17 protein-coding genes are annotated in these 22,467 nt (G+C 72.0%); 7 read left to right on the top strand and 10 right to left on the bottom strand.

Annotation, left to right across the window (positions count from 1 at the left end; all coding sequences use genetic code 11):
• Positions 1-12 precede the first annotated feature (12 nt).
• Positions 13-1,836 (top strand): glutamine--fructose-6-phosphate transaminase (isomerizing), encoded by a 1,824-nt coding sequence (gene glmS / locus ACWED2_RS21755; protein WP_449692292.1) that lies wholly within the window; start codon positions 13-15, stop codon positions 1,834-1,836.
• Here glmS and ACWED2_RS21750 read toward each other — a convergent pair.
• The 6 genes from ACWED2_RS21750 to ACWED2_RS21725 all read right to left on the bottom strand — a co-directional run bounded on the left by ACWED2_RS21750 (position 1,785) and on the right by ACWED2_RS21725 (position 6,214).
• The gene (locus tag ACWED2_RS21750) at positions 1,785-2,966 is read right to left on the bottom strand and encodes an NAD(P)/FAD-dependent oxidoreductase (protein WP_449692291.1); all 1,182 of its coding nucleotides are present in this window, start codon (positions 2,964-2,966) and stop codon (positions 1,785-1,787) included. The genes glmS and ACWED2_RS21750 overlap by 52 nt on opposite strands.
• A complete protein-coding gene (locus tag ACWED2_RS21745) occupies positions 2,963-3,163 on the bottom strand; it encodes a ferredoxin (RefSeq protein ID WP_449692290.1) in 201 nt (66 codons plus the stop codon). The genes ACWED2_RS21750 and ACWED2_RS21745 overlap by 4 nt, the downstream gene beginning before the upstream one ends.
• Before the next feature lie 20 nt (positions 3,164-3,183).
• Complete coding sequence (locus ACWED2_RS21740; RefSeq protein ID WP_449692416.1) at positions 3,184-3,828, bottom strand: TetR/AcrR family transcriptional regulator; 645 nt, start codon at positions 3,826-3,828, stop codon at positions 3,184-3,186.
• 56 nt (positions 3,829-3,884) lie between these two features.
• Positions 3,885-5,093 (bottom strand): cytochrome P450, encoded by a 1,209-nt coding sequence (locus ACWED2_RS21735; protein ID WP_449692415.1) that lies wholly within the window; start codon positions 5,091-5,093, stop codon positions 3,885-3,887.
• Between the two features lie 117 nt (positions 5,094-5,210).
• Entirely contained in the window at positions 5,211-5,645 is a 435-nt protein-coding gene (locus ACWED2_RS21730; protein WP_449692289.1) for a pyridoxamine 5'-phosphate oxidase family protein, read from the bottom strand.
• Positions 5,642-6,214, bottom strand: coding sequence for a TetR/AcrR family transcriptional regulator (locus tag ACWED2_RS21725; protein WP_449692288.1), 573 nt, complete (start codon positions 6,212-6,214; stop codon positions 5,642-5,644). The genes ACWED2_RS21730 and ACWED2_RS21725 overlap by 4 nt, the downstream gene beginning before the upstream one ends.
• Positions 6,215-6,301: 87 nt before the next feature.
• Here ACWED2_RS21725 and ACWED2_RS21720 point away from each other — a divergent pair, with 87 nt between their 5' ends.
• Both ACWED2_RS21720 and ACWED2_RS21715 read left to right on the top strand, forming a co-directional pair.
• Positions 6,302-7,324 (top strand): aldo/keto reductase, encoded by a 1,023-nt coding sequence (locus tag ACWED2_RS21720; protein WP_449692287.1) that lies wholly within the window; start codon positions 6,302-6,304, stop codon positions 7,322-7,324.
• Positions 7,321-8,178 (top strand): LLM class flavin-dependent oxidoreductase, encoded by an 858-nt coding sequence (locus ACWED2_RS21715; protein ID WP_449692286.1) that lies wholly within the window; start codon positions 7,321-7,323, stop codon positions 8,176-8,178. Before ACWED2_RS21720 ends, ACWED2_RS21715 begins: the two co-directional genes overlap by 4 nt.
• A gap of 278 nt (positions 8,179-8,456) precedes the next feature.
• On the opposite strand, the gene ACWED2_RS21710 is transcribed toward ACWED2_RS21715, so the two are convergent.
• A complete protein-coding gene (locus ACWED2_RS21710; RefSeq protein WP_449692285.1) occupies positions 8,457-10,490 on the bottom strand; it encodes a cellulose binding domain-containing protein in 2,034 nt (677 codons plus the stop codon).
• 216 nt (positions 10,491-10,706) lie between these two features.
• Here ACWED2_RS21710 and ACWED2_RS21705 point away from each other — a divergent pair, with 216 nt between their 5' ends.
• A complete protein-coding gene (locus tag ACWED2_RS21705; RefSeq protein WP_449692284.1) occupies positions 10,707-11,153 on the top strand; it encodes a hypothetical protein in 447 nt (148 codons plus the stop codon).
• Here ACWED2_RS21705 and ACWED2_RS21700 read toward each other — a convergent pair.
• The gene (locus ACWED2_RS21700) at positions 11,073-11,408 is read right to left on the bottom strand and encodes an ArsR/SmtB family transcription factor (protein WP_449692283.1); all 336 of its coding nucleotides are present in this window, start codon (positions 11,406-11,408) and stop codon (positions 11,073-11,075) included. The two genes, ACWED2_RS21705 and ACWED2_RS21700, sit on opposite strands and share 81 nt — an antisense overlap.
• Before the next feature lie 91 nt (positions 11,409-11,499).
• Between ACWED2_RS21700 and ACWED2_RS21695 the strand changes: the two genes are divergently transcribed.
• Positions 11,500-12,972, top strand: coding sequence for an MFS transporter (locus ACWED2_RS21695; protein ID WP_449692282.1), 1,473 nt, complete (start codon positions 11,500-11,502; stop codon positions 12,970-12,972).
• 31 nt (positions 12,973-13,003) lie between these two features.
• Here the strand turns inward: ACWED2_RS21695 and ACWED2_RS21690 are convergent, their stop codons facing one another.
• Positions 13,004-16,330, bottom strand: coding sequence for an error-prone DNA polymerase (locus ACWED2_RS21690; RefSeq protein WP_449692281.1), 3,327 nt, complete (start codon positions 16,328-16,330; stop codon positions 13,004-13,006).
• Positions 16,331-16,940: 610 nt separating this feature from the next.
• On the opposite strand from ACWED2_RS21690, the gene ACWED2_RS21685 reads away from it, so the two are divergent.
• Positions 16,941-20,597 carry an nSTAND1 domain-containing NTPase gene (locus tag ACWED2_RS21685; protein WP_449692280.1) on the top strand — a complete coding sequence of 1,219 codons (3,657 nt, stop codon included), beginning with the start codon at positions 16,941-16,943 and terminating at the stop codon, positions 20,595-20,597.
• Between the two features lie 56 nt (positions 20,598-20,653).
• Here the strand turns inward: ACWED2_RS21685 and ACWED2_RS21680 are convergent, their stop codons facing one another.
• Positions 20,654-21,370: an SDR family oxidoreductase gene (locus ACWED2_RS21680; protein WP_449692279.1), complete on the bottom strand. Its 717-nt coding sequence runs from the start codon at positions 21,368-21,370 to the stop codon at positions 20,654-20,656.
• 129 nt (positions 21,371-21,499) lie between these two features.
• On the opposite strand from ACWED2_RS21680, the gene ACWED2_RS21675 reads away from it, so the two are divergent.
• Positions 21,500-22,429: an AraC family transcriptional regulator gene (locus ACWED2_RS21675; RefSeq protein WP_449692278.1), complete on the top strand. Its 930-nt coding sequence runs from the start codon at positions 21,500-21,502 to the stop codon at positions 22,427-22,429.
• Positions 22,430-22,467: the final 38 nt, after the last annotated feature.

Raw genomic sequence — 22,467 nt, 5'->3', positions numbered from 1 at the left:
AGAGGTCTCCCCATGTGCGGGATCGTCGGCTACATCGGCGGCCAGAACGCCGCCCCCATCCTCCTGGAAGGCCTGACGCGGCTCGAGTACCGCGGGTACGACTCCGCGGGCATCGCCGTCCTCGGCGCGAAGGGCACCCCGCAGGTCCACCGCGTCGTCGGCCGGGTCCGCAACCTCGCCGCCGCGCTGCCCAAGCGGCTCACCGGCAAGGCGGGCATCGGGCACACGCGCTGGGCCACGCACGGGCCCGCGTCGGAGGCCAACGCCCACCCGCACACGTCCGAGGACGGCCGGATCTGCGTGGTCCACAACGGCATCATCGACAACGCGGACGCGCTGCGCGCCCAGCTCGCCGACGCCGGCGTCACCCTCACCTCCGAGACCGACACCGAGGTCCTCGCCCACCTGATCGCGCGCTCGGCCGCCGAGACGCTCGAAGACGCCGTCGTGGAGGCGGTTTCGCGGATCACCGGCACGTACGCGATCGCCGTCACCGACAGCGCGCACCCGGACCGCCTGGTCATCGCGCGCAACGGCTCGCCCCTGATCATCGGCGTCGGCGAGCGGGAGATGTTCGTCGCCAGCGACCTCGCCGCGCTGGTCCGGCACACCTCACAGGCCGCGCACCTCGACGACGGCGAGTTCGCGACCGTCTTCGCCACCGGCTACCGCACCTTCACCGTCGACGAGAGCGACACCACCAAGCCGGCCACCGAGATCGACATCGACGCCGAGGACCTCGACCTGGGCGGCTACCCGCACTACATGGCCAAGGAGATCCAGGAACAGCCCGAATCCGTCGAGCGGATCATCCGCGGCCGCCTCGACGACCGGTTCGGCGTCGCCCGCCTCGACGGGCTCAACCTGACGCCGCGGGAGCTGCGCGGGTTCGCCCGGGTGAAGATCCTCGGCTGCGGGTCCGCCTACTACGTCGGCCAGATCGGCGCGACGATGATCGAAGAACTCGCGCGGATCCCGGCCGACGCCGAAGCCGCGTCGGAGTTCCGCTACCGCAACCCGATCATCGAGGCCGACACGCTCTACATCGCGGTCAGCCAGTCCGGCGAGACGATCGACACCGCCTTCGCCGTCGAGGAGATCAAGCGCAAGGGCGGCCGGGTGGCCGGCCTGGTCAACGTCGTCGGGTCGACGATCGCCCGCGCCTGCGAAGGCGGCGTCTACCTGCACGCCGGCCCGGAGATCGCGGTCGCCTCGACCAAGGCGCTGACCAACATGGCCGTCGGGTTCGCGCTGATCGCGCTGGCACTGGGCCGGGTCCGCGATCTGTCCAATGCGGACGGTCAGCGGATCATCGACGCGATCCGCGCGCTGCCCGGCCAGATCAAGGCCGTCCTGGACCTCGAGCCGGAGATCGCCGAGCACGCCAAGACCGTCGCCGCCGCGAAGAGCCTGTTCTTCGTCGGCCGCGTCCGCGGCTACCCGGTGGCCCGCGAAGGCGCGCAGAAGTTCAAGGAGATCTCCTACCGCCACGCCGAGGCGTACCAGACCTCCGAGCTCAAGCACGGCCCGCTCGCCCTGATCGACGAAGCGCTCCCGACGGTCGCCGTCGTGCCGTCGGACGAACTGACCGGGCGCAACCTGGCCGCGGTCCAGCAGATCAAGGCCCGGGGTGGCGCGGTGCTGGCGGTGACCCACGAAGACGTCGACTTCGGCGAGCTCGACGTCCCGCGGATCGTGGTGCCCAAGACCGAGCCGGAGCTCGACCCGGTCCTGCTGACCATCCCGCTGCAGCTGCTCGCCTACCACGCCGCGCTGACACTGGGCTACGACATCGACAAGCCGCGCAACCTGGCCAAGTCCGTCACCGTGGAGTGAAGCCGGGCCTGCTTGGGCATGTTCCACCCGAGCACCCCGGTGACGCGGCCGTCCTCGCGGTATTCGGCCACGAACCGGCCCGCACCCGGCTCACCCTCCACAACGGACACTTCGGCGGCCGCGGACGGCGTGCCGTGCACGTGGATCCGGGCGTCGAACTGGTTGGTCCAGAAGTAGGGCACCGGCGTGTACGGGCGGTCTTCGCCGAGGACGTTCCCCGCGACGGCGACCGCCTGTTCGGTGGCGTTGGTCCGGTTTTCCAGCCGCAGCAGCACGTCGAGCCCCTCGTGGTGCCAGCGGGCGACGTCGCCGGCGGCGTAGACGCCCTCCGCCGCCCGGCACCGGGAGTCGCACACGACGCCGTTGTCGCACAGCACCCCGCTGCCCGCCAGCCACTCCGTCGCCGGCGCGGCCCCGAAGGCGACCACGACGACGTCGGCGGGCAGCACCTCGCCGGTCGCCAGCCGCACCCCGGTGACCCGGCCGTCGTCCGCCGCCAGCCCGGTGACCGCGGAGCCGAGCCGCAGCTCGACGCCCCGGCTCGCGTGCAGCTCGGCGAGCAGCCCGGCCGCCAGTGGGCCGAACTGGTAGGCCAGCGGCGCGGCCTGGGGGCCGGCCAGGGTGACCGGCACGCCCGCCGCGCACACGGTGGCGGCGATCTCCGCGCCGAGCACGCCGTCCCCGACGACCACCACCCGCCTGCCCGGCGCGAGGTCCGCGCGCAGGGCCAGCGCGTCGTCGAGGGTGCGCAGCACGTGGACACCACCGAGGCCGTCCTGCCCGGGCAGGGTGCGCGGCCGGAGCCCGGTGGCGAGCACGACCGCGTCCGCGGCGAGGGTCCGCCCGGCGGCGGTGTGGACGGTCCGCGCGGCGGCGTCCAGCCGCACCGCCGGGTCGCCGAGCACGAACTCGGTGTCCAATGCGGACAGTGCGTCCGCGGTGCGCAGCTGCGTCCGCTCGGGCGGCCAGCTGCCGCCGAGGACCTGCTTGGACAGCGGCGGCCGGTCGTACGGCAGGTGCGGTTCGGCGCCCAGCACGGTCGCCCGGCCCACGTACCCCTTGCGGCGCAGGGCTTCCACGGTCGCGAGCCCGGCAGCCGAGGCACCGACGACCAGGACCTCGCCGATCACGCCTCCTCGCTGACCGAGATCGCGACACCCGGGCAGACGCTCGCCGCCTCGCGGACGGCCGCGTGCAGCGCTTCGGCGGGGTGCTCGTCGAGCAGGATGACGATGCCGTCGTCATCACGCTGGTCGAACACGTCCGGGGCGAGCATGACGCAGGTGCCGGCGCCGCAGCACTTGGCTTCCTCCACGGTGACCTTCACGGCGGTTCCTTTCGTCGGAGTCATTCGGTGACCGGCGCGAGCCACAGCCCGGCCAGTACGTCGGTGAGGGCGGTGGCGGTGTCGCGCCAGCCAGCCCTCGGGGTGCCTTCGCCTTCGGCGAGGGTGCGTTCCCGCTCGGCCAGCGCGTGCATCAGCACGAGGCGGGTGATGTCGTTGCGTTCGGCGCGGACTTCCGCGGGCAGCCCGGGCAGGCACCGGTAGAGCCCCGCGATGGTCCGCGCCAGCGACGGCGACGTCAGCGTTTCCTCGACGATGACCGCGCGCAGCGACGGTTCGGTCATCACCTGGGCGGCGAACCGGGCGAACCAGGTGGGCGTGCCCAGCCGCGCCAGGTGCTCGGTGGTGGGGTGGACCAGGCACCCGAGCCACTCCCGCAGCGGCGCGCGGCCGTCGAGGTCTTCGAGCCGGCGGTGGCGCAGCCGTTCGATCGGCCCGGAGTGCCTGCGCACGATGGCCCGCACGACGTCGGCCCGGGTGCCGAAGTGGTACCCGACGGCGGTGTTGTTGCCCTGCCCGGCCACCTCGCTGATCTGGCGGTTCGAAACGGCCAGCACGCCGTGCTCGGCGTAGAGGCGTTCCGCCGCGACCAGGATCCGCTCCCTCGTCGCCCGGGTGCGTTCGGCCCGGCCCGCCGTGGTCGCCAAGGAGCCCGCGCGTCCCCGGCCCGGCCGGCCGCCGTCCACGCAGAAATCCCCGCGCGTCACCAGCGGACGGGCAGTTCCCGCAGCCCGCCGACCGCGAGGCCCTCGACCCGGCGCAGCTCGTCCGCAGGGACCGCGAGCTCCAGTGTCGGCAGCTTGCGCAGCAGCACCTCCAGCACCACCTGGAGCTCGGTGCGCGCCAGCGGCTGCCCGAGGCACGCGTGCGCGCCGGCGCCGAAGGCCAGGTGCGGGTTCGGGCTGCGGGTCAGGTCCATCACGGCGGCGTTTTCGAACGCGCCCTCGTCGCGGTTGGCCGCCGCCATGCTGCACATCGCCGTGGTGCCCGCGGGCAGCACCGTGCCGCCCACCTCGAACTCTTCGGTGAGGTAGCGCTGCATGCCCACGCCCGCGTTGGCGTCCGCCCGCAGCGCCTCCTCGACCGCCGTGCGCACCAGCGACGGGTCGGCCAGCAGCTGCTCCCAGCGGCTGCGGTCGGCCAGCAGCATCGCCGTCATCTTGGCGATCATGTTCGCGGTGGTCTCGTGGCCGGCGATGAGCAGGCCGATGCCGGTGGCGGTCAGCATCGCGTCGGACCAGCCGGCACCCTCGGCGATCAGCGCGCTGAGGATGTCCTCGCCCGGCTCGGCCCGCTTGGTCGCGATGTGCGCACCCATGTACCGGCCGAACTCCGCCTGCGCCGCGTCGAACTCGGCCTGCGTGTAGCGGGTCATGCTGAGCATGACGTCGGACCAGTGGGCGAACCGGTCGCGGTCGGTGTCCGGCACGCCGAGCATGTCGCAGATGACCCAGACGGGCAGCGGGAACGCGAGGCCCGCCTTGAGGTCACCGGGCGCCCCCTTCGCGACCATCTCGTCGATGAGCTGCTCGGCCATCGCCGCCATGCCCGGCCGCAGCGCGGTCATCCGCTTGGCGGTGAACCACTTCCCGAGCAGGCGCCGCCACTTCAGGTGCGCCTCGCCGTGCTGCGGCAGCACGGACGCCATCTCGCTGTTGAACACCCCGCCCGACTCGGTGTCGGCGACGCGGGCCGCGTTGTCCGCGGGCGTCGGCCGGGTGAACCGCGGGTCGGACAGGACCGTCTTGACGTCGTCGTAGCGGGTGATCAGGGCGGCTTCGTCCCCGCTGGCCAGCGCGACCCGCGCGACCGGGCACTTCTCGCGGAACTCGGCCCACTCGGCGGGCGGCTCCAGCGCGGTGGCGGCCTCGAACGGGAAACGCGGCAGCGATCCGGGGTGGCTTGGCGTCATCACGGGCCTCTCGTTGGTGAATGTCCCCTGTCCCGAGAATGGCGACGATCCACGATTAAGTCAAGCAGTTGACTTAATCTGTGGGGACAGGCCGATCCGGAACCGGACGGACCGGGCTTATTCGCGCTCGACCTTGCGCAGGCCGCCTTCGGGCGTCCACCACTCGACGACCAGGAGCGTCGCCGCCTCGTTCAGGTGGGTGTGCACGACCTCGGCGACGTCGGCGACGAACCGCTCGCCGTCCTCGGTGCGCACCCGGCCGGCGATCTTCGCCTCGCCCGGCCACTGCGCTTCCCCGCCCTCGACGGGGTCGACCGTCGCGCTGTGCAGCGCGAACCGCGGGTCACGCCGCAGGTCCGCGCCCTTGCGCGCGTTCGGCATCGACCCGAAGGTCAGCTCACCGTCCTCGAAGACCGTTTCGATCCCCGAGATCCGCGGCGAGCCGTCCGCCCGCAGGGTCGCGATCGTCTTGTGCTTGTGCGCGTCGAACAACGCGCGCACCCGCCGCGCGAACTCCGGTTCCGCCGCTTCGAACTCCCGCCACGCCGTCATCCGTCCATGGTGCCGCACCGCAGCCCCGCGACGAGGAGCTTCACCATCCCTCGCGCGTCGTAGCGGGGGTCGTCCGCGCCGACGCAGAGGTTGCCGACCCCGCGCATGAGGTCCAGGGGCGCCACCTCGGCCCGGATCTCGCCCGCCGCGGCCGCCGCGTCGAGCAGCTCGGCGCACACCGGGACCAGCCGGTCCAGGAAATAAGCGTGCAGCGACCCGAAGCCGGCGTTGTCGGACTGGAGCACCCCGGCGAGCCCGTGCTTGGTGACCAGGAAGTCGACGAACAGGTCGATCCACTGCGCCAGCGCCGCGTACGGCGATTCGTTCGAAGCCAGCAGGGCCGGCCCCGCCTCGGTGCAGGCGTCCACCTGGTGCCGGAAGACGGCGATGATCAGGTCGGCCCTGGTCGGGAAGTGGCGGTAGATCGTGCCCATCCCGACCCCGGCCTTCGCCGCGATGTCGCGCACCGGCGCGTCCACGCCGGACGCGACGAAGACCGCGGCCGCCGCGTCGAGCAGCGCCTTTTCGTTGCGCCGGGCATCCGCCCGCTTGGGTTTGCGCTCGCCCACCGACCCTCCTTGCTAAGCGGAGCGATGTTCCGTATCGTTAGCGGAGCAACGTTCCGTTTGCTCATCCTCTCACGGAGGCACTCTTCCATGCAGTACCGCACCTTGGGCCGCACCGGTGTCCAGGTCAGCACCCTCGCGCTCGGCGCGATGAACTTCGGCGCCATCGGGAACACCTCCCAGGACGAGGCCACCGCCATCGTCGACGCCGCGCTCGAAGCCGGGATCAACCTGATCGACACCGCCGACATGTACGGCCAGGGCGAGTCGGAGGTGATGGTCGGCAAGGCGATCGCCGGCCGCCGCGACGACCTCGTGCTGGCCACGAAGGCGACCATGCCGATGGGCGACGAGCGCAACCACCGCGGCAACTCGCGCCGCTGGCTGGTCCGCGCGCTCGAGGACAGCCTGCGGCGCCTCGACGTCGACCACGTCGACCTTTACCAGATCCACCGCTGGGACCCGGCGACCAGCGACGAGGAAGCGCTTTCCGCGCTGACCGACCTGCAGCGCGCGGGCAAGATCCGGTACTTCGGGTCCTCGACGTTCCCGGCGTACCGCATCGTCCAGGCGCAGTGGGCCGCCCGCGAGCACCACCTCGGCCGGTACGTCACCGAGCAGCCGAGCTATTCGATCCTGCAGCGCGGCATCGAAGCCCACGTGCTGCCGGTGACCGAGGAGTACGGCATGGGCGTGCTGGCCTGGAGCCCGCTGGCTTCGGGCTGGCTGTCGGGCGCGGTCCGCGCGGGCCGGGAAATAAGCGGCAACCGCGCGAAGGTCGTCCCGCAGCGCTTCGACCTCGACCTCCCGGCCAACCGGGCCCGGCTCGACGCCGTCGAGAAGCTGGCCAAGCTCGCCGACGCCGCCGGCCTCACCCTGATCCAGCTCGCGCTCGGCTTCGTCACCGCCCACCCCGGCGTGACGAGCGCGCTGATCGGCCCGCGGACGCTCGACCACCTGCGTTCCCAGCTCGCCGCGGCCGACACCGTGCTGCCGGCGGACGTCCTCGACGAGATCGACGCCGTCGTCGCGCCCGGTGTGGACTTGGCGCCGGAGGAGAAGTTCGACACGCCGCCGTCGCTGCTCGACCCGGCCCTGCGGCGGCGCCGATGAGCTTCGGCATCCTGACCGCACCGCAGCAGGTCGGTTACGACGAGATCCTGCGCGTCTGGCGCGAAGCGGACACGGTGCCGGAGATCGAGCACGCGTGGCTGTTCGACCACCTGATGCCGATCGCCGGCGACCCGGACGGGCCGATCTTCGAAGGCTGGACGCTGCTTTCGGCGCTGGCGGCGCAGACGTCGCGGATGCGCATCGGCCTTTTGGTCACCAGCAACCGCTTCCGGCCGCCGGCGATGCTGGCGAAGATCGCCACGACGGTCGACATCGTGTCGGGCGGCCGCCTCGACTTCGGCATCGGCGCGGGCTCCCGGCCCAGCCACCCCTTGGCCCGGCGGGAGTACGACGGGCACGGCCTGCCGTACCACAGCCAGGACGACGCGGTCGCGGCGCTGGCGGAGGCGTGCACGGTGATCCGTCGCTTGTGGACATCTCCGGAGCCGTTCGACTTCGCGGGCGAGCACGTATCGTTGAAGGGAGCTTTCGGCAACCCGCGGCCGGTGCAGCGCCCACACCCCCCGATCATGATCGGCGGCCGGGCGAGCGCAACGCTCCGAGTGGTGGCAGAGCACGCAAACCTGTGGAACATCCCAGGCGGCGGCGACATCTCGGACCTGGCGGCGAGAAGCCGGTTGCTGGACAAGTACTGCACGGAGATCGGCCGCGACCCGGCGGAGATCACGCGGTCGATCTTCCTCCCGGTGGATTACGAGCGGCCGGAGACAACGCGGGGAAAGATCGCCGAGGCGGCGGAGGCGGGCTTCGGGCACTTCGTGCTCGGGCTGGCGGACCCGTATCCGGAGGGTGTGGCGGAGTGGGTGGCCGAGAAGCTGATCCGCCACCCGTGAGCCCCAGCCTGCCTGCCCCACCAAAAGAGCGGGGTGGTCATCCCGTCGCCCGAGGCCGTGAAAGGCCTCAATCAGGCGACGGGATGACCACTTAGCGGCACACCTCCAGAAGGTGAGGAGACAGCGCTCGGAGGGGTCATCCCGGAGCCTGCCGTCCGGCGAGGACATTCTTTTGTCTTTTTGCCGTGGTCCCCTCCGGTGGGATTTTCAGTCGGCGGTCGGTTCCCGGCCGCCGGGTTTGGTCGGCCCGCACCAACCGAGCCACGTGATCACACAGTTCAGCCCGCCGCGCAGAGGACGCCGTTCAACCTGAACGCCGTCGGGAAGATGTTCGGCCCGCCGTAGTCCGCCGTGAAGCCGACGTCCACCCCCGCGGCCGGCGGGGCCGACGACGACACCGTGACCGTTGTGCCGTTCTGGGCCCAGGTGCCGTTCCAGCCGCCGGTGAGCTTCTGGCGCGCCGTCGGCCAGCTGAATGTCAGCGTCCAGTCCCCCGTCACGCCGGTGCCCGCTACATGGATGCCGCCGACGAAGCCGCTCGCCCAGTCGGTCACGTCGGTCATCCGGACCGTGCAGCTGCTCGCCGCCGGTGCGCCGGTGGTGAACGTCAGCGGTGGGGAGGCCGCGGACACGTTGCCCGCCGTGTCCCGCGCCAGCACGTTGACCGTGTAGCGGGTGCCCGGCACCAGGTTGCCGACGTCGAACGACGTTCCCGTGGTCTCGCCCCACTGCTCGCTCACCGCACCCAGCTGGCGGTGGACCTCGTACTTCGCGATCGGGTGGGCGCCGGGCGCGGCCGCGGGCCAGCTGATCGTCGCGGTGCGGTCGGTCGCCGTCCCGGTCGGGCGGCCGGGGCTTCCGGGCGCGCCGGACGCGGTGGCCGCCGGGTGCAGCACCAACGTGGTGAGCGAATACGGCGGCAGCGTCTGGGACGTGCTCGTCCCGGACGCCGATTCCGAAACGGCCGTTGCGCCGTTGGTGAAGGTGAACACCTGCGGTGCGCCCGCCGCCGGTGTGTAGCCCGCGTAGTCCAGCGTCACCGTCCTGGCCTGGTCGGCGTCCCTGTTGAGCAGCAGCACGGCGAGGTCGCCGTTCGGCCGCCGGACGGCATGCGCGCCGACGAGCGGGTCGTCCGCCGCGGCGCGGACGAACTGGTCGCCGGGGTGGGCGAAGGTGCTCAGCATCTTCAGGCCGTAGTAGGGCGCGAACGGCGTGTTGAGCGGCGGTTCGCAGGCGCCGCCTTCCAGGCACGTGCCGCTGGAGAGGATGCCGCCGTCGCCGTAGTCCGGATAACCGGCCACAGTGGACAGTTTTGTCGGCCCGTTGTGCGTGTCCCACCAGTCGATCGTGAACACGCCGTTCGCCAGCAGCGAGCTGTAGGTGTCGGCGGCGAACAGCGCGCCGGGCTGGGTGTTCATGCCGACCGGCGTGTTGGTTTCGGTCATCGAGATGCCGATCCGGCCGGCGTCCGGGCCCGCGTACCGGGCGATCTGCTCGCGCGTCAGGTAGATCATGTCGTCGATCTGCTCCGGTTTGGCGAGGGCTTCCGCCGCCGTCGAGCCGGTGGGGTACCAGTGCAGGATGACGAAGTCGATGTGCGGGCCCGCGATCGACAGCACGGTCTGGTTCCAGCTCGCGGTGTCGCCGGAGCCGACGATGGCGTCCGGCCAGTTCGCCGGCGTGGTCAGCACGGCACCGATCTTGACGCCCGGGTCGACGGCCTTCATCGCGTCGGCGTAGGCGACGACGCCGTTGGCGTAGGCCGCCGGGCTCTTGTCCGCGTGGTTGTCCGCTTCCCAGTTCGCCCCGTAGTGCCCGTTCCCGTACAGCTCGTTGCCGATTTCCCAGTACTTGACGCCGTATCCCTTGGTGACGTTGGCGTACCGCACCCAGTCCGCGGCTTCCTCCGGCGTACCGGTGCCGTAGTTGGCGATGATGATCGGCTGGGCCCCGGCTCTCCGGACGCCGCCCATGAAGGTGTCGAAATCGGTGTTCGGCGCCACGTACCCGCCCGGCGCGGTGTTGTCCTTCCAGTGGTAGATGTCGCCGTAGGAACCACCGGGGTAGCGCATGGTGCGGACACCGGCGGCGCCGAAGAGATCGGCCACCTCGGCGGTCCCCAGCTGGCTGTCCCAGACCGCGTGGTTGATGCCGATCCCGGTGTCCGGCATGGTCGCCAGCCCGGCTCGGGCGTTGACGGTGACCGTCGCCGTGGGCGCCGTCGCCGCCCCGGCGGTACCGGCCGCCGGGATGACCGCGGCGAGCACGGCGAGCACCGGCCACGCTGCCCAGCGCAGACGTCGAGCTGTCATGAAGGTCCATCCTCACTTCGTCGGGCACGAACGGATGACTGGGAGCGCTCTCAGGAGCGAACCACCGAGGGGGCCCGAAGTCAACGGAAGCCGACAAGGGGCCGGCCTGCATCAACGGCACGCGCACCGGCGCCGGAACCCTCGATCGACTCGTTCGAAACTCGCCCCGGGCTCATCTGCCGCGCGCGACCGATCTTGGCGGCGGATCCGCTTCCCGTGACGTCCGCCGTACTCGGTGCGCGCGACAGGTCCGGTCCCGCTCGACGGCGTTCCCCCGGGCCGCAGGAGCGGGTGGTCGACGCCGAGCGCACCCGGGCGGCGTTGCTCGATGCGGCGGTGCAGCAGGCCTGGCTGCACCGCCGTGACGGGTTCGCCGAACCCGGCCTGTCGCCGGCCGAGAGCCTGGCGCACTACCTGCACGACGCGTTGAGCGACCCACGGCCGATGCGGCTGCCGGCCTGGCGAGGACTGGCCGGCGTCGGCCTCAGCGTCACGATCGACATGAGCCATTCCTACGAGGGCAGCGATCACAATGTCGTCCGGCGGACCGGCGAGAACCGTCCCGGACATCGAGGAACGACCTCACACCTGACCGCTGTCCGGTGGCTCGGCCGCGGCGAGGCGGAGGATCGGATCAAGCAGGTCCGGGAAGCGGTCGCGTAGATCGTCGGCCCGTAGTCGAATCCGCCGGTGCCTGCCGTCGACGGTCATGCTGATCAGTCCGGCCTCGCGCAGGATGCGCCAGTGGTTGGTCAGCGTCGACGGCGGCACTTCCAAACCCTCGGCAAGAGCGGAACAAGTCGACTCGGGACTGGCCCAGGCTCGCAGCACCAACTCCAAGCGTGTGGGGTCACCTAGCGCATGCAACACCGGCGCGAGCGTCAGCGACTCGCGCGCGGGCTGGGGTACTGGCCGCATGCCTCGACGATACCTCATCATTCGATAGTTCGGTATAGTCGAACTATCGAGCGGGGCGAGAGCGCCCCATCGCGATCGAGGAGGAAAGTCGTTGGCCGCACACGACAGCGCGACGAAGGCTGGATCGCCCGTGGCAGGAGGTGTTCGATCGAGCCGGGCGGCATTGCTGACAGTGACCTGCCTCGGTCAGTTCATGGTGCTGCTCGACAGTACGATCGTCAGTGCGGCATTGCCCGATATGCAGCTGCGGTTACACACCCAGCTGACTGGTCTGCAATGGATCGTCGATGCCTACGTGCTGCTGGTCGCCATGCTGTTGCTGTCCGGCGGCGTCTTCGCCGACCGGTTCGGCCGCAAACGGGTGTTCCTGGCCGGGGTCGCGGTGTTCACCGTCGCGTCCGTGCTGTGCTCCGTCGCCCCTTCGATCGGCTGGCTGATCACCGGACGGGTGGCGCAGGGCATCGGTGCCGCCGCGCTGAGCCCTGCCTCGCTGGCTCTGCTCGCTGCCGCGCATCCCGTTCCACAGGAACGAGTCAAGGCGATCGGCCTGTGGGCCGGATTCAGCGGGATCGGACTGGCCGCCGGACCGTTGGCCGGTGGCCTGCTGGTGGATGCCTTCGGCTGGCCGGCCATCTTCCTCGTCAATGCGCCCATCGGCGCGGTTCTGCTGCTGGCCGGTCTGCGCATCCTGATCGAGTCCCGCAATCCGAGCGCACCGGCTATCGACACACCCGGGACGGTGCTGTCCGTCCTGAGCGTGGGCGCGCTGACCTACGGGCTGATCGAAGGCGGTTCCCTCGGCTGGACCTCGCCGGTGATCCTGGGCAGCTTCGTCGCCGCGGCGGTGCTGCTCGCCGCCTTCGTCGCCGTCGAAGCACGTCGATCGGCACCGATGCTGCCGCTGCGGCTGTTCCGGCAGCGGCTGTTCACGGTGTCCAACACGGCCATGGTCGTGGTGGGATTCGGCCTGATGGGCTCGGCGTTCTTCTTCTCCCAGTTCTTCGTGTACGTCCAGGGAAGTTCGATCCTGCGCGCTGGGCTGCAGACTCTGCCCGCCTCCCTCGCCATGGTCGTCGTCAGCCCGTATGCGGGCCGGCTCGCCGCCAAGTACGGCGTCCGGATCGTGGTCACCGTCGGGCTGGCGCTGGCCGGGCTGGGGCTGCTGGCGCTGGGCTTCGCGCACGCCGACACCGCCTACGGGAACGTGTGGTGGCGGCTGGCCGTCGTCGGGATCGGTTTCGCACTGACCATGTCCCCGCTGACCAGCGCCGCCATCCAAGCGGTCAGCACGCAGGAGGGAGGGCTCGCCTCGGGCATCAGCAGCACCACCCGGCAGATCGGCGCGGTGCTCGGCGTGGCCGTGCTCGGAGCGATCGTCCGCAGCCGGGAATCCGGTGGCGCGTCCTTCGAGGCCGGCCTTGACAGTGCCTTCGTCGCGGCCGGCGTCGTCACCGTGGCCGGCGCCGCGTTCACCGGCTTGTGGCTGGCGAAGTCCACGCCCGGGGAATCCTCCCGGCCGCAAGCGCAACCTGCCGATTCGGCCACGATCACGACACGGCAGTGAGATCCTGCACTTGCGCCGGAGGCGCCCGAAGTCAACGGAAGTCGCGCGAGGGCCCGGTCCGCATCGAAAGATCGAGGTTTTCGACGCGGTCGGCCACCAGCGTGACCACACCTTCGCCCGCTTGGACCAGCCCGCGGATCAGCAGCGCCGCGCTCGTGCGGGCGACGAGCCGCTGCCGCTGCCAGAGCCCGGGCGAGACGAGGACGTTGGCCATCCCGGTCTCGTCTTCGAGGTTGAGGAAGGTGATCCCGCCCGCGGTCGCGGGGCGCTGGCGGTGGGTGACCGCGCCGCCGACCCACACGCGCGTCCCGTCCGCGGTCCGCATGAGCTCGGCGACCGTGATCGCCCCGCGCTCGGCCAGGAGTTCACGCAGGTACTCCACCGGGTGGCTGTCCGGGGACACACCCGTCGCCCACAGGTCCGCCGCCGTCACCTCCAGGCGCGTCATCCCCGGCAAGGCCGGTGCGTCGAGGCCCGGGGCGAGGCCGGGCAGGTGACCGGGCCGGGTCGCCGCCGCCGCGCCGGCCGCCCACAGGTCCTGGCGCCGGTCGCCGCCGAAGCCGCTGAACGCCCCGGCCGTGGCCAGCGCCTCCGCGGCGTTCTTCTTCAGCTGCACCCGGCGGGTCAGGTCGCCGATGCTCGTGTACGGACCGTGCGCATCCCGGTCGGCCACGATCAGGTCGGCGACGTCGTCGCCCAAGTGGCGGACCGCGGCGAGGCCGAGCCGGAGCGCGACGCCGCCGGTGCTGCCGGCGTCCGGTTCGAGGGTGGCGCCGGCGAGGCTGGTGTTGATGTCGGGTTCGCGGACGCGCACGCCGTGCCGCCGGGCGTCGGCGACCAGGGACTGCGGGCTGTAGAAGCCCATCGGCTGGGCGCGCAGCAGCCCGGCGCAGAACGCGGCCGGGTAGTAACGCTTGAACCACGCGGACGCGTACACGAGCAGCGCGAAGGACATCGAGTGCGCTTCGGGGAAGCCGTAGCCGGAGAAGGCGTGGATCTGCTCGAAGATCCGGGTGGCCAGCTCGCGGTCGAGGCCGTTGGCTTCGCAGCCGCGGAAGAACCGCGCCATCAGCGCCTTCATCTTGGCGCTGGAGCGCTTGGCGCCCATGGCGCGGCGCAGCTGGTCGGCCTCGGCCGGGGTGAAGCTCGCGACGTCGACCGCCATCTGCATCACCTGCTCCTGGAACAGCGGCACGCCGAGGGTGCGGTCCAGTGACGCGGCCAGCAGCGGGTGCGCGTGTTCCCACTCCTCGTCACCACGGCGGCGCCGGATGTAGGGGTGCACCGAGCCGCCCTGGATCGGGCCCGGCCGGATCAGCGCGACTTCGACGACGAGGTCGTAGAACTCCCGGGGCCGCAGCCGCGGCAGCGTGGCCAGCTGAGCGCGGGATTCCACTTGGAACACGCCGACGGCGTCGGCTTCGCAGAGCATGTCGTACACCGCCGGGTCGGCCAGATCGAGCTTGCCGATGTCCACTGTGGATCCGTGGTGTTCGGCGACGAGGTCGATCATGTGGTGCAGCGCCGAAAGCATGCCGAGGCCGAGCAGGTCGAACTTGACCAGCCCGACGGTGGCGCAGTCGTCCTTGTCCCACTGCAGGACGCTGCGGTCCTTCATGGTCGCCCACTCGACCGGGACCACTTCGGACACCGGCTGCTTCGAAAGCACCATGCCGCCGGAGTGGATGCCGAGGTGGCGCGGGAAGTCCTCGAGCCGCGCGGCCAGGTCGAGGACGTCGTCCGGGATCGCCCCGGCGGCCTGCTGCTTCGTGGCGGCGACCCCGCCCCAGCGGTCCACGAGCTTGCCGTAGGCGTCCTGCTGTCCCGGACTGTGGCCGAGCGCCTTCGCGGCGTCGCGGATCGCCGACGGCGCCCGGTAGGTGATGACGTTGGCGACCTGCGCCGCGTGGAAGCGGCCGTGCTTTTCGTAGACGTACTGGATGGCCTCCTCGCGGCGCCCGGACTCGATGTCGACGTCGATGTCCGGCGGCCCGTCCCGCTCCGGCGCGAGGAACCGCTCGAACAGCAGGTTCCACTTGACCGGGTCGGCGTGGCAGATCTCCAGCGCGTAGCAGACCGCGGAGTTCGCGGCCGACCCGCGGCCCTGGCACAGGATGTCCGCTTCCCGGCAGAACCGGACGATGTCCCAGACGACGAGGAAGTAGCCGGGGAAGCCGAGCTTGCCGATGACGGCGAGCTCGTGGTCGAGCTGGGCGTAGGCCTTCGGGTTCTCCTCCCGCGTGCCGTAGCGCTTCCGGGCGCCCTGCCGGGTCAGCTCGGTCAGGAACGACATCTCGTCGTGCCCGGCCGGGACCGGGAACGGCGGCAGGTCCGGCGCGACCAGCTGCAGGTCGAACGCCACTTCCACGCCCAGGACGGCGGCCCGGCCGACGGCGCCGGGGTAGCGGCGCTCGAAGCGGCGCCGCTGCTCCATCCCCGACCGCAGGAACGCCTGCCCCGACGGCGGCCGCCACCCTTCGAGGTCTTCGGCCGACCGCCGCGCCCGGACGGCGGCGACCGCGTCCGCCACGACGGCGTCTTCCGGGCGGGCGTAGTGCACGTTGTTGGACACGACGGTCGGCAGCCGCAGTTCCTTGGCCAGCCCGTCGAGGAGGTCGTTGGCGGCGTCGTCCCGCGGCAGCCGGTGGTCGATCAGCTCGACGGCGACGTGTGACCGCCCGAACCGGTCCACGAGCCGGGCCAGCTCGGCCCGCGCGGCGGCCGGGCCGGAGTGCGCGAGCGCCTGCCGGACGGCCCCCTTGCGGCAGCCGGTGAGCACGACGACGTGCCCGGCCAGCTCGTCGGCGAGCTCGTCGAAGTCGTAGACCGGCCGGCCCTTCTCGCCGCCGGCGAGCTGGGCGCGGGAGATGACGCGGCACAGCCGGTGGTAACCGGTCTGCTGCCGGGCGAGCACGAGCAGGTGCGACCCGGCCGGGTCGGGCGCACCGGCCTGCGGCCCGGGCAGCCCGAGCGACAGTTCGGCCCCGAACCCGACCCGCACCCCCAGCTCCCGCGCGGCGTCGTTGAACCGCACGGCGCCGTACATGCCGTCGTGGTCGGTGAGGACGAGTGCGTCGAGCTCGAGCCGCGCGGCCTCCTCGACGAGGGTCTCGGGGTGGCTCGCGCCGTCGAGGAAGCTGAAGTTGGAGTGGACGTGCAGCTCGGCGTAGGGCGCCCGGATCCGGTCGCCGCCGTCATCCCGGCCGCGCCGGTTCCGCAGGTCCGCGGGCGCCCCGGCGTAGCCTTCGCGCTTGCGCGACCACGCCGGGGCGTCGTTGCCGTCCCCGGGAACGGGTGGCCGCCCGGAGGCGATCCGCTCCACTTCGGACCACGGCACGTTCGGGTTGTTGAACGCCAAAGCCGGCTCCCACCGCTTTCGCTGTGGGGAAGCCAGCGACTACTGTTCGAACACATGGACGAATACTGTGGTCCGATCCTGCGGCGGGAGGCCGGCCGGTGTCAACTGTGGACTGATCGAAGTCGGCTCGGTCACAGCGGCGCGGCCGGACGGCGCCCGCGCGCCGCCGCGTAGTACTCGAAGTTCCCTGCGCGATCAGGTTTCCCCCGCGCAAGGGTTCCAAGACAGCCGACCGGAGGCGGTGACCGGCTGCCGCTGCTCTGGGGGTTCAGCTACGCAGCCGGTCACCGGTCATCGGCCGGGCAGAAGAATGCCGGAACGCTTTCCGCCGCGGCGCGGATCTGCCCCGAATTTCGACGTCTTGTCCTCCGGATGTCGGTTCGGCGTGCCGCTGGTTCCCCGGCCGGGGCGATCCCCTGACGATCGCCCCGGCCGGTCCTCCCCCCACCGCGTCGCTCCTCCCCTCGCGCCGCGCTCGGCGACTTCGCCCCGCTCACCCTGGGTGGCATCGCCGTAACCATGTCTAGCCCGGTGCGGTTGTTCTGTGTCGGTCCCTGGACTCCGAACACCATTGCCCGAACAATGGGCGGTGGGCGGGAGGGGGCGGTGCATGCCGAGGCGGGAGCGTCCGCTGGATCCGGACGGGGACGCGTTGTCGCAGTTCGCGCGGGGTCTGCGTGATCTGCGGCAAAAGGCGGGCAGTCCGACGTACCGGGAATTGGCCCAACGTGCGCACTATGCGGCGGGCACGCTGTCCGACGCGGCGGGCGGCCGCCGGCTGCCGACACTGGCGGTGACACTCGCGTACGTCCGCGCCTGCGACGGCGACGCAGCGGAATGGGAGAAAGCCTGGCACGCCCTCGCCGCGGAGCTGGCCGCCGGAGAAAGCGAGCCCGGCGAACGGGAATCGGCGGACGACGCACCATACGTCGGGCTGGGGGCGTTCCGGGTCGAAGACGCCTACCGGTTCTTCGGCCGCGAGCGGGTGCTCGACGAACTGGACGGCAAACTCGCCCGGCATCGCTTTCTCGCGGTGTTCGGGCCTTCGGGCGCCGGTAAGTCGTCGCTGTTGCGAGCCGGTTTCGTCCCACGCCGCGCGGATTCGGCGGTGGTGTTGTTCGATCCCGGTCCGCATCCGTTCGAAGAATGCGCGCTGCAGCTCGCCCCGCTGCTCGGGACCACGGCGGCCCAGGTCCTCGACGAGCTGACGGCGGAACCGGAAACCCTGCGGCTGCTGCTGCGCCAGGCCGGGCCCGACGGCGCGACCGTCGTGGTCGACCAGTTCGAGGAACTGTTCACCCTGTGCACCGAGCCGGCCGAACGCACCGCCTTCCTCGACGCCCTGCTCGCCGCCGCCGGTGCCGCGGAGGTCGTCATCGGCGTCCGCGCCGACTTCTACCCCCGCTGCGCCGAACACCGCGGGCTGGCCGACGCCGTCGCCGAAGCGCAGCTGCTGCTCGGCCCGATGACGGCCACCGAGCTGCGGGACGCCATCGTCAAGCCCGCCACCCGGGCCGGGCTCAGCGTCGAAGGCGCCCTGGTGACCGAGCTGGTCGCCGTGGCACACGCCGAACCCGGGGTGCTGCCGCTGCTGTCCCACGCGCTGCGGGAAACCTGGCGCCGGCGCCGCGGAACCACGCTGGCGCTGTCGGGCTACCACGCCACCGGCGGTATCCGGGGCGCGCTGGCCCAGACCGCCGAAGCCGAGTACTCCTCCCTCGACGGCGCCGAACAGGTGGTCGCGCAGCAGCTGTTCCTGCGCCTGATCGACCCCGGCCAGGACACCGGCGCCACCAAGCGCCGGGTGCGCCGCGACGAGCTCGACCGCGACGACCCCCGCGTCGAGGCCGTCCTCGACCGGCTGGCGAGGTCCCGGCTGATCACCCTGGACGACGGCGCCGTCGAACTCACCCACGAAGCCCTGATCGACGCGTGGCCCCGGCTGAGCGCGTGGCTGGCCGGGAACCGCGACGGCCTGCGCGTCCACCGGCAGCTCACCGAGGCCGCCACCACCTGGGAGGAGACGAACCGGGAACCGGACGCGCTGGCCCGCGGCACGCGGCTGGCGGTGGCCAGGGAATGGGCCGCCACCCGCCAGGCAGGCATGTCGCAGCGGGAACGGGAGTTCCTGCAGGCCAGCATCGACGCCGAGCGCGCCGCGCAACGCCGGGCCGGGCGCCGGACCCACCAGCTGCGCTGGCTCGCCGCCGGGCTCGCTCTGGCGCTGGCGGTCACGCTCGTCCTGGCGTGGGCCGCCTGGCGCAGCCGGCAGACCGCCACCGAACAGCAGCAGCTCGCCCTCTCCCGCCAGTTCGCCGCCCAGGCGGACGCCATCGCCGGCCAGGACAGCGGCCGAGCCATCCGGCTGGGCCTCGAATCGGTGGCGGCCGCCGAGACCGCGGAGGCCCGCAGCAGCCTGCTCAGCGCCGCCGGGCGCCCGGCGAGCCACGGCCTGCTGCCGGCCCGGACCCCGCTGGCGCTGTCGGCGGACGGGGCTCGCCTCGCGTCGCAGGAGAGCGACGGCATCGCCGTCTGGGACATCCCCCGCCGGGAGCGTGTCACCGTGCTGAAGGCCCCGAAGGGGAAGGAATCCCTGCAGAACTACACGACGAAAGCGGCGTTCGACCACGACCGTGGCCGGCTCGTCACGGTGCAACCGGGTGTCCTCGTCCTGTGGGACCTGCACACCGGCAAGCTTCTCCTCGACGTCGAGACCGGGCCGACAGCGCTGAGCGAGGTGGCCTTCAGCGCGGACGGCACGCGGATCGCCGCCGTCGACACCCACCAGGCGCTGTCCTTTTGGGACGCCAGGACACTCGGCCTCGTCAGCCGTACCCCCGCGGACAGCGGTGCCGAAAGCGCCGCAGCCCTGGCCTACACCCCGGACGGCCGAGGCCTGCTCACGACGACCGGGTACGACCGCGCGGTGCTGCGGGACGCGGCCACCGGCACGCCGCGGGCGCAGTTTTCCGGCAGTTCGGTCGGCGGCCGCCCGCTCGCCGTCGACCCGGCCGGGACGCGGTTCGCGATCCCCGACGGGGAGAGCCAGGTCAAGATCTGGGACGCCACGACGCAGCAGCTCGTCGCCCGGCTGCCGAACACCGGAGCGGTGGGCAGCCTGGGCTTCCTGGACCGCCGGACGCTGCTGGTCGCCGGCTTCGACCGCCGGATCACGCTCTGGGACGTGGACTCGCAGCAGCCCACGCTGCTCAGCGAGGAAGGTACGGACCGGGTGTGGGCGGCCGCGGGCACCGTGGTCGCCCAGGGCCGGGCCGGCAGCCGGATCTGGGAGCTCGCGAAGCTCCCGTTCCTCACCGGCGGGCCCCGGCAGGCCGTCGCCTTCGCCGGCGACGACCGGCGCCTGTTGGTCGCCGCCGCCCCGACCGCCTCCGCCGTCGCCCAGGTGCAGAGGTGGCGGCTGACCGACGGTTCCCACGACGACCTGCTGACGAACCCGCCCCCGGACCACGGCAGCTACGCGTTCACCCGCGACGGATCCCGGCTGGCCGTGCTCGACGCGCGCGGCCTGGCGATCCACGACCTCGCGGGTGGCGCCCCACCGATCGTCCGGCCGGCGCCCGGCAACCAACTCGCCGTCGCGGTGGCGTTGAGCCCCGGCGGCACTCGCCTGGTCACCACCTCCTTTGCGGACGGTCTCCACACGGTCTTTTGGGACGTCGCCGGCCGAAAAACCGTCGTCGACCTACCGCTCCCGGTCATGCGCCTTGCCTACAGCCCCGACGAGCGCCACGTCGCCGTCGCCGGCGAAACCACCCTCCTGATCTGGGATGCCACGACCGGCGTACCCGTCGCACAGGTACCGCGCGGCCCCGAACCGCTGAGCGCGCTCGCCTACAGCCCGAACGGGAGCCTGCTGGCGATCGCCCACGGCAACACGACGGTCGAGATCCGGGACGTCGTGGGGAACCGGCACCTCACCGACCTCCCCACCGCCGCGGACCTGCTCACCTTCAGCCCGGACGGCCGGTACCTCGCCACCGGCAGCGGCAGCAAGCTCGTCATCTGGCAGGTCAGCGGCTGGGAACGCTGGGCCACCCTGACCGGGACCACGGCGGACATCACCGGCGGCGCGTGGAGCCACCGGGGGAACGTGCTCGCCACCGCGGCCGCGGACGGCACCGTCACCCTCTGGCCGGTCGACATCGACGAGGCCACGCACCGGCTCTGCACCACGCTGGCCCGCGATTTCCCGGAGAACGCGCTGCCCCCGCCGTCCGCCTGCGGCCGGAACCAGCTCGCCCGCTAGCGGGGTCCGATGAGGTCACGGACGTTGCCCGCCGGCCGGCGCCCCGGGTCCACCCGCTATCCGTGGGGAACCGTCTCCAGGACGAATCCGCGGGGCGGCCCGGACAGCGCGGCCTTCGCCTCCGCGCCGAACCGGTCGGCGATGATCTCGGTCGTGCCAGCCTCGATCCCGTCGAGCGCGGTCCGGACGACGTCCACCGGATCGTTCATCACCGCGTCGCTCGCGTGCGTGCGCATGGTCTCGGTCGCGGTCGGGCCGAAGACCACGCCGCTGACGAGCGTGCCCTGACCGGCCAGCTCGAGCCGGACGCCGTTCGTCAGGCTCCACTCCGCGGACTTGGCGACGGCGTAGGCGTTGTTCCCGTCGTAGCTCAGCCACGACAGGTTCGACAGCACGTTGAGGATCGCGCCGCCGCCGTTGCCGGCCAGCACCGGCGCGAACGCCCGGATCATCGCCAGGGTGCCGTAGACGTGGACGTCGAGGGTGGCCCGGATCTTGCTCAGCTCCCCGTCGACGAGGTTGACCCCGTAGGAGACTCCGGCGTTGTTGACCAGCAGGGTGACGTCCCCGGCCACGGCAGCGGCCGCCGCGACCGACGCGGGGTCGGTGACGTCCAGCGGCAGCACCTCGACGCCCGGAAGATCGACCAGTTCCGGCCGGCGTGCCGTGGCGTAGACCTTGGCCGCGCCCCGCTCCAGCAGTTCCTCGGCGAAGTGCCTGCCGAGGTCCCGGTTGGCCCCGGTGACGAGTGCGGTGGCTCCGCGCAATTGCATTGTTCCCTCTCTTCGCAGTTGTGCCGTACCGCCAACGTATGGGCCGGCGAAGCGGCGAACGATGGCTAATCGAGTCAGATTGTTAGCCGTCTGTCTCACGCCGCGAGAGTTGTCCGTACCGTGCAGGTCATGGACGTACTGGCTGACGTGCTCGCCGTTTCCGGTGTCCGGGGCACCATCGGTACCCGGATCGAGGCCGGTGGCACGTGGGGGATCCGCCTGGAGGACTGCCCCGGCGAGACGATGCACGCCATCACGTCCGGCAGCGCGTGGCTGCTCGTGGACGGCGCGGAGCCACGCGAGCTCACCACCGGCGATGTCGTGTTGCTGGCGGCCGGGACCGTGCACACGCTCGCGAGCGCGCCCGATGCCACGGCCCGGGCTTGCGACGCGGAGGGCGCCGCTCGCGCCCGCGAGTCCGGCGAGACGGTCACGATCGGGTCGGCGCCGGCGCGGACCCGGCTGGTGACCATGCACTACGACCACGACCCGGCGGTGTGCACCCAGGTGCTCCGCGTGCTTCCGCCGCTGGTTCACGTGCGCGCCGATGCCGGCGCGGCGTGTTTCGACGACGCGGTGCGCCTGCTCGGCCGCGAACTCGCCCACCCGCAGCTGGCGACGGCCGCGGTGCTGAACAGCCTCGCCGACATCCTGCTGATCCAGGTGCTGCGGGCCTGGCTGGCGACCTGCCCCGCCGAGCAGCACGGCACGTGGCTCGGCATGCTGGCCGATCCGGTTGTCCGGGAGGCGCTGGAACACATCCACCGTGAGCCGTCCCGGCCCTGGACCGCGACCACCCTGGCGTCGGCGATCTCGGTGTCCCGCGCAACGCTCGCCCGCAGGTTCCCGGCGGCGATCGGGCAGAGTCCCGGGGCCTACCTGACGCAGTGGCGGATGGACCTCGCCGCGGTCCGGCTGCGCGACACCGACGACACGGTGGAAAGCGTCGCCGCCGGGGTCGGTTACACCTCGCTTCCCGCGTTCAGCAGGGCCTTCAGCCGTGCCCACGGCAACGCGCCGGGTCGGTACCGGGCGCGGGCGCGCGAGGCATCGGCTTGACGGCCGACCGCGTCCGCTTTTGTCCTGGCGCACGACGA

It is taken from the genome of Amycolatopsis sp. NPDC005003, from assembly GCF_053600695.1.
This window is presented reverse-complemented; position numbering and strand designations above follow the sequence as displayed.